This is a genomic window from Bacillus weihaiensis (assembly GCF_001889165.1).
Lineage (GTDB): Bacteria > Bacillota > Bacilli > Bacillales > Bacillaceae > Metabacillus > Metabacillus weihaiensis.
Genome location: NZ_CP016020.1, coordinates 3,985,480 through 3,999,362 on the forward strand (window position 1 = coordinate 3,985,480; position 13,883 = coordinate 3,999,362).

The 13,883-nt window shown below is 35.2% G+C and carries 10 protein-coding genes, 1 pseudogene and 1 other annotated feature; of the genes and pseudogenes, 2 read left to right on the forward strand and 9 right to left on the reverse strand.

The window, feature by feature from the left end:
* Position 1: 1 nt before the first annotated feature.
* Positions 2-1,510, reverse strand: a complete 1,509-nt coding sequence (gene glpK / locus A9C19_RS19190) for a glycerol kinase GlpK (RefSeq protein WP_072581399.1) — start codon at positions 1,508-1,510, stop codon at positions 2-4.
* A gap of 358 nt (positions 1,511-1,868) precedes the next feature.
* On the opposite strand from glpK, the gene A9C19_RS19195 reads away from it, so the two are divergent.
* Entirely contained in the window at positions 1,869-2,432 is a 564-nt protein-coding gene (locus A9C19_RS19195; protein ID WP_072581400.1) for a glutathione peroxidase, read from the forward strand.
* A gap of 414 nt (positions 2,433-2,846) precedes the next feature.
* On the opposite strand, the gene A9C19_RS19200 is transcribed toward A9C19_RS19195, so the two are convergent.
* Together A9C19_RS19200 and A9C19_RS19205 are read right to left on the reverse strand one after the other, a co-directional pair.
* Positions 2,847-4,163 (reverse strand): hypothetical protein, encoded by a 1,317-nt coding sequence (locus tag A9C19_RS19200; RefSeq protein WP_199445798.1) that lies wholly within the window; start codon positions 4,161-4,163, stop codon positions 2,847-2,849.
* Complete coding sequence (locus A9C19_RS19205) at positions 4,156-4,662, reverse strand: sigma-70 family RNA polymerase sigma factor (RefSeq protein WP_083584447.1); 507 nt, start codon at positions 4,660-4,662, stop codon at positions 4,156-4,158. Before A9C19_RS19205 ends, A9C19_RS19200 begins: the two co-directional genes overlap by 8 nt.
* A 703-nt stretch (positions 4,663-5,365) precedes the next feature.
* Between A9C19_RS19205 and A9C19_RS19210 the strand changes: the two genes are divergently transcribed.
* Positions 5,366-5,815, forward strand: coding sequence for an AraC family transcriptional regulator (locus A9C19_RS19210; RefSeq protein WP_072581402.1), 450 nt, complete (start codon positions 5,366-5,368; stop codon positions 5,813-5,815).
* Between the two features lie 150 nt (positions 5,816-5,965).
* Here A9C19_RS19210 and A9C19_RS19215 read toward each other — a convergent pair whose 3' ends face one another.
* The 6 genes and pseudogenes from A9C19_RS19215 to glmM all read right to left on the reverse strand — a co-directional run bounded on the left by A9C19_RS19215 (position 5,966) and on the right by glmM (position 13,880).
* The gene (locus tag A9C19_RS19215; protein ID WP_072581403.1) at positions 5,966-6,874 is read right to left on the reverse strand and encodes a DUF2268 domain-containing putative Zn-dependent protease; all 909 of its coding nucleotides are present in this window, start codon (positions 6,872-6,874) and stop codon (positions 5,966-5,968) included.
* A 422-nt stretch (positions 6,875-7,296) separates the two neighbouring features.
* A pseudogene (gene tyrS / locus A9C19_RS19220) lies at positions 7,297-8,512 on the reverse strand (tyrosine--tRNA ligase).
* 87 nt (positions 8,513-8,599) lie between these two features.
* Positions 8,600-8,851: a binding site (T-box leader), on the reverse strand.
* 224 nt (positions 8,852-9,075) lie between these two features.
* A complete protein-coding gene (locus A9C19_RS19225) occupies positions 9,076-9,633 on the reverse strand; it encodes a DUF1697 domain-containing protein (protein WP_338022836.1) in 558 nt (185 codons plus the stop codon).
* Positions 9,634-9,666: 33 nt separating this feature from the next.
* On the reverse strand, positions 9,667-9,990 hold the full coding sequence (locus A9C19_RS19230; protein ID WP_072581405.1) for a putative quinol monooxygenase: 324 nt from the start codon (positions 9,988-9,990) through the stop codon (positions 9,667-9,669).
* Between the two features lie 207 nt (positions 9,991-10,197).
* On the reverse strand, positions 10,198-12,003 hold the full coding sequence (gene glmS, locus A9C19_RS19235; protein ID WP_072581406.1) for a glutamine--fructose-6-phosphate transaminase (isomerizing): 1,806 nt from the start codon (positions 12,001-12,003) through the stop codon (positions 10,198-10,200).
* Positions 12,004-12,533: 530 nt separating this feature from the next.
* Positions 12,534-13,880, reverse strand: coding sequence for a phosphoglucosamine mutase (gene glmM, locus A9C19_RS19240; RefSeq protein WP_072581407.1), 1,347 nt, complete (start codon positions 13,878-13,880; stop codon positions 12,534-12,536).
* Positions 13,881-13,883 lie beyond the last annotated feature (3 nt).

The following is a 13,883-nucleotide window of genomic DNA, read 5'->3' on the forward strand; positions in this document are numbered from 1 at the left end:
TTTACAGTCTCTTCTTTGGCTTAAAACTCATTGTTGCTTGAATGGCATTTTTCCAGCCATCATATAACTCTTCTCGTGTTTTTTCATCCATCTTCGGCTCAACTGCAACATCTTTTTTCCATTTCACCGTAATTTCTTCTCTATCTGCAAAGAATCCTACTGCTAAGCCGGCTAAATAGGCTGCTCCTAACGCAGTCGTTTCATTAATAACGGGACGTTCTACAGGTACATGTAAAATGTCGCTTTGGAATTGCATAAGGAAGTTATTTTTCACAGCTCCGCCGTCTACTCGAAGTGTTTTCAGCTCGATACCAGAATCAGCTTCCATACAAGTCAAGACATCCTTTGTCTGGTAGGCTAATGATTCAAGTGTAGCGCGTATAAAATGCTCTTTTGATGTTCCACGCGTCAAGCCAAAAACAGCACCTCTTGCATCACTATCCCAATATGGAGTACCTAGTCCTACAAACGCAGGGACAACGTATACTCCTTCTGAGGATTCAATTCGTGTCGCATAGGCTTCACTTTTGCTCGCATCATCGAACATTCTTAACCCATCTCGTAGCCATTGAATAGCCGAACCCGCAACGAATATACTGCCCTCTAACGCATACTCGACCTTTCCATCTATTCCCCAGGCAATGGTCGTTAATAGGCCATTCTTTGATTTAACCGCTTTTTCACCTGTATTCATTAACATAAAGCAACCAGTGCCATATGTATTTTTAGCCATTCCCTTTTCATAGCATGCCTGACCAAAGAGAGCAGCCTGTTGGTCACCAGCAACCCCTGCAATCGGTACCTCTTCACCGAAGAAGTGATAATCTATCGTTTTCGCATAAACCTCTGATGATGAACGGACCTCAGGTAGCATGGAGCTTGGCACGGTTAATATGTCTAATAGTTCTTCATCCCATTTCAGGTCATAAATATTGTACATTAGTGTTCGCGATGCATTACTATAATCGGTCACATGAGCCTGACCACCTGACAGCTTCCATATTAACCATGTATCAATAGTTCCGAAAAGTAGTTCTCCCTCTTCCGCTTTTTGTCTAGCTCCTTCGACGTTCTCTAGAATCCATTTCACCTTTGTACCAGAGAAATACGCATCAATTAGTAGCCCTGTTTTTTCTCGAATCGTATCACTATGACCTGCTTGCTTTAATTCTTCACATATATCTGCGGTTTGACGCGACTGCCATACGATCGCATTATAGACAGGTTTACCCGTTTCCTTCTCCCATACAACAGCTGTTTCACGTTGATTTGTAATCCCAATACTCGCGATTTCTTTTGCTGAAATGGATGTCTTTGTTAAAACCTGTGCAATAACAGCAAGCACAGAGCTCCAAATTTCTTGAGGATTATGTTCGACCCACCCTGGATTAGGAAAATATTGAGTAAACTCCTGTTGGGCAGATCCAACAATTTCACCACTTTTATTAAAAATAATTGCTCGTGTACTGGTTGTTCCTTGATCTAGTGCCATAATATACTTCTTTTCCATAAGCTTATCCCTCCACTATTACACATTTATTACCCGATGATGTTGGATGAACATTATTCCATATAATAAACTTAGACATTGGTAAAATCATCACATATCTTTAAGTCTAGCAGAATAAAAAAAGAGACAGCTGTAGCATTATATTGGAATATCTCCACCCTAACGCATAGCTGTCTCTTGGTTTCTCGTCAGCAAATAATTAACTTACACCTATTATAAAAAGAAGATCCACCTTTGTAAACGTTTTAGACGAATTTCTTCCATGAACACATTATCTTTTGCTAAATCTTATTAAGAAAGCTAGACTAGCATAGTTATATAATAATAGGATATAAGAACTATAAAGGGGATTCAGCTAATGAGTGTACACCAATTTACAGCAGTAGGAATGAATGGACAAGTAAGAAAGCTAGAGGATTATAAAGGAAAAGTTTTGCTCATTGTTAATACAGCAGGCCGATGCGGCTTTACCTATCAATACGAAGATTTACAAAAGCTTTATGACCGCTACAAAGAAAAAGACTTTGTGATTTTAGGCTTTCCTTGTAATCAATTTGATCATCAGGAGCCAGATGCTAACGAGCAAATTCAAGCAAACTGCTTATTAAACTATGGTGTGAACTTTCCACTTTACCAAAAAACAGACGTTCGTGGTGAAAGTGCTCATCCACTATTTGACTATTTATCACATAAAATCCCGTTTCAAGGGTTTAATACATCCCACCCAGTTGCAAAGATCCTACTTCCTCTCATCAATGAGAAGCATCCTGAATATTTAACCGATGACTACTCCATTAAGTGGAATTTCACAAAGTTTTTGATTGACCACAATGGTGATGTAGTGAAACGCTTTGAGTGTACAACGGATCCAATTGATATGGAGAATGATATTGAGGCATTGTTAAAAGAAGTAGCTGTTTAAGATACCAGAGGAACGCTCCATTGGAATAGCCCTGATTGTAAAGTGACGATAAAGTGATTTATTTTTAGAACCTAAAAACAATCATAATCCCGTACTTACATAGGACGGGATTATGATGTAATTGCTTCTATTGTTGAAGTTTGCTATTTAATAGGAGTCACCTGTTAATTAGATAAGAACCAGTAATCTATTATATCCTAATTCTCAGAACTCTTTTTTAAAATTAAAGGGTCTTAGTAGAAACCTTTTTGCTTTCTTTCCTTGTAAGGACTAAACCAACTAATCCTTGTCTTCTTTATGTAATTCTTCTATAACATTGTTTCCTTTGGTTCTTTTATAAAGAAAATATCCCACCTGTGTATCTTCTAGACCATTTAGCTACTGTATATGATTATTTTTACTTTATATCATTCATTAAAGTTCTATTTCCTTACCATCAATATTGATTGATTTAATATTTAGAACATCTAAAGGCAAAGTAGGTATGAATTTAACTTTAACCTTTTCTTCTTCACTAAAACTAGTAAAAGCATCCAAAGTTTGAACACTGCCATCGGTCATTTTAGCACTAACATCAATTTCGGTTAAATCGTTGAATTTACCGTTCCCGTATAAAGTTACACCCAATGGTGAAATAGAAACACTTTCCGAATTCCATGTTCCAAAATTCTTATTCAAGTCCCTATTTATTTCACCTTCAACAGATTGTATTTTAAAGGTAGTATTCCAGTTCCCTGTTGTATAATTTCCGTTTGAAACAAAATATCCCAATAATTCTTGTTCTTCAAAATCCACACTTTCCATATCAAAAATATATTCAGTATATTCATCACCATAGTTGGTATGACCTGCTTCATCTGTTCCAAAACTGACACTTGTAGGATATGTTTCATTACCTAAATCATCAACAAAATAAAAATAACCATGATTATCAGTATTTTCTTTATACCATCTTGTTTGAATATGAAGGCGATTATCAATAATACCTATATTTGAAATATGCATAAACTCTATTTCTTTAAGAGGAATTTCATTTTCATTTGGTTTTAAAACCTGTACTACCCCTTGATCTTCTAGTTTTTGATACAAATTTCCTCCTCCGCCGGAAGTGTTATTCATATCAAGTCGAACCGTTTTAGGTGGTTTACTTGTTATTTTTGAAAGATTAACATCAACTGCGTTGTCAAATGTTTGTTTATCGCTAAGAAAGGAAGTAATACGAAAATTCATTTTGCTATTGTTAAGGATCTCCCCACCATTTCCTTGGATTCGCATTGTAGCAGTATTGGTTTTTTCATCATAATCTACAATTCGACTATTAAACATGTGAGCACCAGTTAAAGAATAATCGTAAAGGTCAAGAGTTTCATCAATCATATTACCCGTTAAGTCTTGTAACGTAACATAAATAACTGCCATTTCATTATCATTCATCGCAGCAACCACTTCCATTTTAATTCCATCACTTTCGCTGCTAATTTCAATAGGTTGAAGCATTAATGCTATTTCAGGACTGACAGTAGCTACTAAATGATTAAAGCTTGGTAAACGAGCTGCTCCTACTCCAGCCGAAAATACTACAAATGCAGAAGCAACCAAAGGAATCATTATTTTTTTTGTTTTCCTTTTTGGTTTTTCTGACTCCGCCATCATTACACCAAATTTTGATCTCGTATGTAATTCTTTTGGAATTTCAATTTTTTCTAAAACTTGCTTTAATTTATTACTCACAAATATCAGCCTCCTTAAACTCTTTACGAAGTTTATCTAATGCTCGATATACTAGCGATTTAGCCGTGCCAATTGGGATCCCTAATACCTCTGATATTTCTTTAAATGTAAAATTTTGATAAAACCTTAAAAGAACAACGCTCTTTTCATTCTCTTGTAACGTGTCAATCAAATCTTGTAATGTTAAAGAAAGGGGAATGTCTTCATCATCTAAACCAACGAATCCTTCAAACTCTGGTATTAATTGAATCACTTTCATATTATTTTTAACGATGTTAACTGCACAATTTATCGTAATTTTCATCAACCACGTTTTGAAATACTCTGGTTTCTTCAACGTATGTATCTTTTTAAATGATTGGTATGCTACTTCTTGAACAACATCTAATGCATCTTCTTGATTTTTTACATATAAAAAGGCCATTCGATAAATATCTTCCTCATATTGTTGAAAAATCTTTAAAAAGGCTGTTGCATCCCCTTTTCTAGCTTTTTTCACTAAACGTTTAATCGTAATTCACCCTCTCTTTTTCTACCTACACCTATTAGACAATTAAATGTTCAATTTGGCTTAAAGTTTGTAAAAGTTTTTTCTATAAAAATAAAAAATCGCCTAAAAAGACGATTATATGAGATCACTTTATTTATTTCTGTATGTTCTTCTTACAATAACCCACGTATATTATTTTGAATACAAACTTTCACAACTTTAAGCTTTAACACATATGCTTTATTTCTCTGAAGATTTTATTCAAGAGTCTGGCCCTATTTGTTGAATAAAAGGATTATCATTTTTTAAACACCTTTACTAATTTTTTGTCTACTATATTATGATTTATAAAAACTTTATTTTCACGAACCACTTTTCCAAAAATAAAAAGCTCCAGTACACGATGTTACGTAACAATAAAGTTGTTTAATTCTTCATGTAGCTTTGAAATTTTAAAAGTTTAATCAAAAATAAAGCACAAGCCTGCATTTTACGGAAAACTTTATCGATCAAAATGGATTCTATAGTTTTGAATACAGATGGAATTTTCATGAAAATGTTTGATCATTCTAGGGTATGTTTTGTTTAACATTAGCCTCCGTTTGTTTTATTACTTTAAAAATTTTTAAAAAATAAAATGTATATATTTTTAAAGCATGCTACATTCGAAATGTAACAAACAAATATAAATGAAGAAAGGAAGAGAGAATCTATGAAGTTTAAAGTCGAAATTCTCCCAAACTATCGAATCGCTTATGTAAGAAGAATTGGACCTTATAATAATGCAAATTTTGAAGTAATGGAAAAGTTAAAAAAATGGGCTAAGGAGAGAAATCTTCTTAAATCGGCAATTCTATTTGCAATTCCACAAGATAACCCTGAGACAACACTGCCTGAAAATTGTAGATTTGATGCTTGTATTGTAATTTCAAAGGATTATCAAATGGATGATTCAATTTATGTAGGTGAACTCTCCGGCGGAAAATACCTTATTTACGAAGTCAAACATACGGTAGAAGATATTCAAAAAGCATATGCTGATATTTTTCCATCTATACAAAGTAATGGATATCAAATTGATAATAAACCTATTTTGGAAAAATACAGTGGTGATATGATTAACAATCCTTATTGTGAAATTTGCGTGCCCATAAAATCATGACTTATCGGCTGTTGCTGTAGAACATCAAAAAATTATTAACTGCGAACAAGCTTAAAGAGCATGTTTTAAAGAAGTTTATTAAAAACATGCTCTTATTCTATTAATGTTGAATTTTCCTTCATTTCTTATTGAACTAAGCCCCCCGCTCCATCAAGAAGAAAATAGGCCAGATCCATTAATTATCTCATCACTAGAAAGTAACGTTGTTTCATATATTGTTTTATTAGTCTTTCTCATAAAAGCTTGAACAACCTCATAACCTACTGCATATCCAGCACCAAAAGAAAGACCTACTGGTTGATATCCTTCTTGTTTGGCAATTTCATCACCAAACATATAACTACTTACCTCAGCAAATCCTTTTATGTTTAGAGCCTCACCAATAACATAGATTGAATACTCTAATTCATCCCTATCGATACTAGTCACCCAAGGCCCCAACTGGTCTGTTCCATACAGTTCTTTTGCAAACGAATCTGCTAATCCTTCTATGACAATATAATCTCCCACTGTTACATTTCCATGGTCCCAATCAAAATAAGAAAAACGAATATTGTGATGAAACTCATGAGCAATAACAGCAGGTATTTTAGGTAAATTATAATCATTTGGATAAATAATTACTGTAATATATCCCGGAATACCACCAAATCCCGTATATCCTTTTTGGAGTTTTAACTTATCAGGATTTGCGACATACATACCAAATTTTATTTCATCGGCGTTTACTTTCAAACCTGCCTTATTAGCTTTATCTATACAGGTTTTAATAGTATTTTCTGCTACCATATAGGCGTTATTATCTTTTAGGATGGATAGCCCCCTTTGAATTTGTTTATCGTTAGAAATATTAGCAAAACCTAACATATTCGTTGCCATTAATACATCATAACCATTTTCTTGTTTTGCTTTTATAGGAACATTTAATAAATTCCACATATTCGTAAACGGAGACATCATCATATAACGAAAATAATCTTGTCTTTCTTCTAAACCCGATATTGAAAGTAATTCCTCATACTGTTCGAATGTATGAATAAATTTATATGTATTGCACATTCAACATACACCTCCATATTACAAGGCTAAAGTATTACGCCACGTTAATGTCAAATAAATCTTGAACGTGTTGCAAAAAACCACAACTTCTTTTAACTAGAAGAGGCTGGGACAGAAGTGCCTGGCACCTTATCGTAACGACTATATGTACGCACTGATTTATCTAGTGCACACAATAGATTGTATCGGAGGGTGCCTGGCTCTTTGTTTTGTCCCAGCCTCTATTTGTTGAAGATTATAAGCTTAATCATTTTAAAGTACTATCACCTAACTTCACATTACCTAATAAAGAAGCACCCCTTCCCAATCGAGCAAAGGCGCTTTTATTAGCCGAGAGCTTGCATGTGTCGAACAATTGTTAGTACAGTTTAAAAAAGGAGTTAAATTAAAATATCGGATTATCACTCCAAAAAACTTCAAGATTATTTAATGAAACGTATAAATCGCTTTTTACCAATTTGTAATACGTCTTCATTCATTAATACCAAGTCTAAATCACCTTCATTTATCTTTTCTTTATTGAGCTGTACTCCATTTTGTTTAACTAATCGGATAAATTCACTTTTACTTTTTACGAATGCTTTTTCAATTAGCTGTGGAATGATGGCTACAATTGTTTCTGCACCTATTTCTAGTAGTAATTCTGGAATATCATCTGGTATTTCCTTCTTACTAAAAGCCGTTTCAAAGTAGGCGACCGCTCTTTTCGTTTCTTCTTCTCCCCAGTATAAATTCGTAATGATTTTTGCTAATTTAAGTTTAATATCTCTCGGATTAACTCCTTTTTCTAGAAGCTGTTTAATGATTGCTATTTCATCCGGATGTTCATCCGTTGCCAATTCAAAGAATTTTATAATTCGACTATCTGGTACTTCCATAACCTTCTTAAACATTACTTCTGCCGGTTCATTTACTCCGATATAATTTCCAAGACTTTTGCTCATCTTCTCTATACCATCAAGACCTTCAAGTAAAGGCATAAAAATAGCTATTTGCTTTTCTAATCCCAAATGCTTTTGAAGTGTACGACCCATTAGAATATTAAATGTTTGATCCGTACCACCTAACTCAATATCCGCTTGTATCTCTACCGAATCGTATGCTTGCATGAGGGGATAAAAAAATTCGTGAATTCCAATTGGTACTTGATTTTTATATCTATTTTGGAAATCATCACGCTCTAATATTCTTGCAACTGATGTTGTTGCAGCTAATTTAATGACTTCCTCGAATGTTAATTTTAAAAAGCCATTCACTGTTATAGCGGACCGTTGTCTTTTCTGAATCTAACACTTTAAAGATTTGTTCAAAGTATGTTTTTGCATTTGCTTTAACCTGTTCGTCACTTAAAGCTACTCGGCCTTTTGCTTTTCCTGTTGGATCCCCAATACGACCTGTAAAATCACCAATAATAATGACTACCTTATGGCCTAAATCTTGCATCTGTTTGATTTTTCTTAATACCACTGCATGACCTAAGTGAATATCTGGGGCAGAAGGGTCAAGTCCTAATTTAATAGTAAGCGGGGTTTGTAACTCGTATGATTTCTTTAATTTAGCCAGTAATTCTTCTTCGTTTACTACTTCTTGAACACCTTTCAAAATCATTTTTAATTGTTCTTCAGGTTTTATTAACATAGTAACATCTCCTTGAAATATTATTTCTAATATAGCAAGTTCTATAAGAACAAAAGGATAATAAAAAATCGTCCTTTTGGAATTAACCAAAAGGACGATTTATCTCGTGTTACCACCTTTAATTCATAAGCAACTCACGCAGCTTATCTTAGTAAGTACAGTCCATTGACAATACTTTAGCACTGATTACGGGTGCTTCCCCGGTGTAGCCTACTAAGGAAATCCTGTTCGGTACACAGCTCCAAGATGTATTCACAATCGTTCAACATGCACCTCTCATCAACCGGTAACTTTCTGTCTGTTTACATGATTGCTACTCTTTCTTATCATAGCCTTTGTTCTTATACTCCGAAATGTTTTAACAAATCTTCGTTATGCAGATATTATTGTTATTGATTCTATCTATGTTATTTAACCTTGTCAATATAATATATTTCTATTCCAGAAAATGGCCTAAGCATACAAAGGAGGGACTTACCTTTATGCAAGATAAGCGCTTTGATTGTGGAAAATCACACCTAATAGAATTGGCATAGGTTGTATAAATACAGGCAACCTTTTGCTTAAATATTCATTGTAGATACTATTGTATTGAGCTTATTTAGAGTTCTCCAGTTACGAATTGTTACAGGTGTACCCAATTTCTGAAGTTGATTCGCCAACTTGGAATTACGAATACTATTATAAAACAAAAGGTAAACTTCGCGATTTTCGTTCTTGTAAGTTTCGTATTCATTTTTATATTTGTTTAGACGTTCAATTGTTTCCTGCGGTGGTGATTTAAGCAATAAAGCTACGTATAAGCTTTCTCCCACCGCTAAAGCTTCCGCTTCTGACATTTCCTTCTCCGAGAATGGACAATTCTGAACAATCTTTTCCAATTCCAAGGCTGTTCTCAAAATAACACTGACCGAAAAGTTAAATTCTTCTTCTATTTTCTTTTCTATTTGTATTTGTAACGACTCTTCATTATCATTTGATTCGAAAACAATATTACCGCTTTGAATATATGTTCGTACCCGTTTTAATCCCATTGATTCAAGAAGATCCCTTAATTCAGCCATCTTGATCTTATTTTTTCCGCCTACGTTAACACCTCGCAACAGTGCGACATAAATCATCATTGGTCCCTCCTTACTATCAGGTAATTACCTCTAATCTCGCAAAAAAGTGGAAATACCTTTTCCACCTAAGGGTGATAATGTACTAACCCTATCCATTCCCGCAATGAACGGTTTAGCCTTTTGGATCAGTGACTGGAATACTTCTTGCGACAAAGAAGCCTGATGTGCATTCTCATCAACCCATACCTCATAGACATAAATGGTATCAGAACTTTCATTACCTAAACTAACGACATACAACTCACAGTCATCTAATTCCTCCATAGATTTCGATGCCTGTAATAATATTTCTGCTAACTCATCGCGTTTCCCCTCACAGGCAGTTAATTTGTTAAACAATCCAAATTTTTTCAAAGTCATTCCTCCTATCTAAAATGTTTGATATAGCTGTAATTCTATATTACTTTTCATTTTTCCACAATTTGGACCTAAGTGTTGAAAAGCAGGATTATCATTTTTTAAACACCTTTACTAATTTTTTGTCTACCATACTTTATTTTCTCGAACCACTTTGCCTAAAATAAAAAGCTCCAGTACACGATGTACTGGAGCTCAATCTATTTATTCTACTGTTACACTCTTCGCTAGGTTACGTGGTTTATCTACGTCACAATCACGGTGTAACGCTGCATAATAAGAAATTAATTGTAATGGGATAACAGCTGCTAATGGTGAAAGCTGCTCATGAACAGTTGGAAGAACAAAACGATCGTCTTCTTCTTCTAATCCCTTCATTGAAATGATACATGGATTTGCACCACGTGCAACAACCTCTTTAACATTTCCACGGATGCTTAAGTTTACATGCTCTTGTGTCGCTAGTGCAATAACAGGTGTTCCTTGTTCGATTAGAGCAATTGTACCATGCTTAAGCTCTCCTCCAGCGAAGCCTTCCGCTTGAATATAAGAGATTTCTTTAAGCTTTAATGCACCCTCTAATCCTACATAATAGTCAACAGAACGACCGATGAAGAATGCATTGCGTGTTGTTGGGAAGTATTCTTTTGCAATAGCTTCCATTTCCTCTTTTTGATCACAAAGAACTTCCATTGCATTTGCAACGATACCTAGCTCTTTTGTTAAATCGAATTCCAGCGTACGACCTTTTCCTTGTGCTGCTACAGCTGCCAGGATTGAAAGTACCGCTAACTGAGCTGTGTATGCTTTTGTTGATGCTACCGCAATTTCTGGACCTGCATGTAAAAGCAATGTGTAATCAGCTTCACGAGAAAGCGTAGAACCTTGAACATTTGTTACAGTTAATGATTTATGACCTAGTTCTTTAATCTGAACTAGAACAGCACGGCTATCCGCTGTTTCTCCACTTTGTGAGATAAAGACAAATAGAGGGTTAGCCGATAGTAATGGCATATTATAAGAGAATTCACTTGCAATATGAACTTCTACAGGGATTTTAGCCCAGCTTTCAATGAATTGCTTTCCAATTAAACCTGCATGATAGCTAGTTCCCGCTGCAATGATGTAAATACGATCAGAAGCATTTACCGCATCTATAATCTCATGATCAACTGTAATTTCGCCGTTTTCATTACGGTATTTTTCGATAATTCTTCTTGTAACAAGTGGTTGCTCGTCAATTTCTTTCAACATGTAGTGAGGGTATGTGCCCTTTTCAATGTCGCTAGCATCAAGCTCAGCTTTGTAAGGTGCACGTTCAATTACATTACCCTGTAAATCTTTTATTATAACCGTTTCGCGTTCAACGAAAACCATTTCTTTATCCATGATTTCAACATATTGATCCGTTACTTGTAGCATAGCCATTGCATCTGATGCAATAACATTGAAGCTACCATCACCTAAACCAATTAAAAGTGGACTTTTGTTTTTCGCAACATAAATCACATCAGGATTTTGCTCATCTAATAAACCAATTGCATAGGAACCTTTTAAGATTGATAACGTTTGACGGAACGCTTCCTCAACCTCTAATCCTTTTGCGATGAATTTCTCAATAACTTGAACAACAACTTCTGTATCTGTATCACTTTTAAGTTCTACATCTTGTAAGAACTCTCTTTTTAATTGAACATAGTTTTCGATTACACCATTATGAACAATTGTAAAACGAGTAGATACACTTTGATGTGGGTGTGCATTTAATTGACTTGGCTCACCATGAGTTGCCCAGCGAGTATGTCCAATTCCTGTTGTAGCTTCTACGTTACCATCTACGATTTCACGTAATTCAGCAATACGACCTTTTTCTTTAAAAATATGCACTCCATCTTGATTCATTGTTGCAATTCCTGCTGAGTCATATCCACGATACTCTAGTTTTTCTAATCCTTTTAAAAGAATTTCCTTAGAGTCTTGATTTCCAATATATCCTACAATTCCGCACATATTCATTTTCCTCCCATAGAGTGTTTCTAGGGACAGAAAGGCCAGTTTCTTTTCGGAGACATTTCTGTCCCCTCACACATGTTTTTGTATTTTCTTTGGAAGGCTATACTTCTCTCTTTGTTCAAAAAGTTACCTCTTTGGTTTGAAGAGAAGCTTTCGGTTGTAACCTATTCAACCGGGAGGCATCCGCCGAAAATTCGATAACCTCCATCCTCGTCAACTAAGTCTTTTTTCCAGCACTTAGTCCAGGCGCTTTATATACTTTGTCTATAAGTGTTGTGTTCCCTCTTCCTCCTTTTCCATTATTTAAAGACAAAGATAATCATACAATATCTGATGAGAATTCGTCAATTCATTTTCTAGTTTCTAACAATCATGTATATGAGATTGTATGCTTTTAGTATATGCCGGGAATAAAAAATATGTTAAAAATGACCCCAGTTTTTATTGCCATGTATAACAAAAAATCCCCCTTACCCAATTACAGAGCCAATCAAAAAAAGACAGGTTGCCCTGCCTTTCATATTCGTTTATTCAAGTCCCATTTCTTGCTTGACTACCGTTACAATTCGTTCTACATAATCACGGCATAGCTCTTCAGTTGGTGCCTCTGCCATAACACGTACTAAAGGCTCTGTTCCTGATGGACGTACTAAAATTCGGCCATTACCGTTCATTTCTGTCTCTACGGCTGAAATGATTTCGCTCACTTTTTCATTTTCTGTCACTCGATACTTATCAGTTACTCGAACGTTCAGTAATAGTTGTGGGAATTTTTTCATTTCTGAAGCAAGCTCTGATAATTTTTTACCTGTAAGCTTCATAATATTTACTAACTGTAATCCACTTAATAGTCCGTCACCTGTTGTATTATAATCAAGGAAGATGATATGACCCGATTGCTCTCCTCCAAGGTTATACTCATTCTTTTTCATTTCTTCGACAACATAGCGATCACCAACAGCTGTTGCTACACTTTGGATGTCATTTTGATCCAATGCTTTATAGAAACCTAGGTTGCTCATGACAGTCGATACAACCGTATTCTTCTTTAATCGATTTTCACTATTTAGGTGTTTAGCGCAAATGTACATGATTTGGTCACCGTCAACAATGTCACCATTTTCGTCTACTGCGATAAGACGGTCACCGTCACCATCGAATGCCAAGCCAATATCAGCTTTTTTCTCTTTTAAAAATTCAGCTAATGCTTCAGGGTGTGTAGATCCAACACCATCATTAATGTTTAACCCATTCGGAGAAGTCCCCATTGTTGAAACATCCGCATCTAAGTCTGCAAAAAGATGTGTTGCTAATGAAGATGTAGCACCATGAGCACAATCTAAGGCAACGTGAATTCCTGTAAAGTCTTCATCAACTGTTTGCTTAAGGAATTGTAGATACTTTTGACCACCTTCAAAGTAATCATTAACTTGTCCTAAATTCTTTCCTACAGGACGTGGAAGTGTATCTTCTTCTTTATCCATTAACTCTTCAATCTCTAGCTCTTGTTCATCAGAAAGCTTAAATCCATCTGGACCAAAGTATTTGATCCCATTATCTTCTACAGGATTATGCGACGCTGAAATCATCACTCCAGCTTGTGCTCCAAGCGCCTTCGTTAAGTAAGCTACACCTGGAGTGGAAATAACACCGAGTCTCATGACTTCAGCACCTATAGATAGAAGTCCTGCAACTAAAGCACCTTCTAACATATGGCCTGAAATACGTGTGTCTCTTCCAATAAGTACTTTAGGACGTTCTGTATTCTTTGTAAGAACATATCCACCAAAACGACCAATCTTAAATGCTAATTCAGGTGTTAATTCACTATTTGCGACTCCTCGCACTCCATCTGTACCAAAATACTTTCCCATTGG